This is a genomic window from Xenorhabdus budapestensis (assembly GCF_002632465.1).
GTDB lineage: Bacteria > Pseudomonadota > Gammaproteobacteria > Enterobacterales > Enterobacteriaceae > Xenorhabdus > Xenorhabdus budapestensis.
On sequence record NZ_NIBS01000147.1, the window covers coordinates 1 to 454 of the forward strand.

The 454-nt window shown below is 51.5% G+C and carries 1 protein-coding gene; it reads right to left on the reverse strand.

The window, feature by feature from the left end:
- Nucleotides 1-66: 66 nt before the first annotated feature.
- Complete coding sequence (locus Xbud_RS19360) at nt 67-408, reverse strand: DUF7210 family protein (protein WP_099137559.1); 342 nt, start codon at nt 406-408, stop codon at nt 67-69.
- Nucleotides 409-454: the final 46 nt, after the last annotated feature.

The window sequence follows — 454 nt, forward strand, 5'->3', positions numbered from 1 at the left end:
TTAGGCCGCCAGTTCACCTGCTCTGCAAACTGCTTATGCAGCGGGGCCAGTAAATGTTTATCCCAGTCAATCGGCATGATCCCCCCGCTGAATGGTAATTCCGTCCTGAACGGTCACTGGGTTGCTGGATAATAACTGCGCTCTCAGGTCATCCAGTCGCAGGATAACCCCCAACTGAATCAGGCGTCTGGCATCGTCATCCTGTAAATCAATCACGGTATTTTCAGGGTAGTCAACACTGTTATGACGCACCGTATTTCCTTTGACAACAACCAGATTAGAGGCTTTCTCATCAGCACGCCGCTTACCGGGTAGAGTGGGTTGAATGCCTTGTGGGGTAACATCATCTGTTGGACCGACCTGCAATTCGGGCGGTAATCCGCCCGGTTCCTGTGTTTTTTTCGTCATGTCACACCACCATCGCACACAATGACGCGTTCACCCGGCTTGGAAT

Excerpts from the sequence above, each read along its gene's own strand:
- Xbud_RS19360 (WP_099137559.1), bottom strand. The coding sequence starts at position 408 with ATGACGAAAAAAACACAGGAACCGGGCGGATTACCGCCCGAATTGCAG.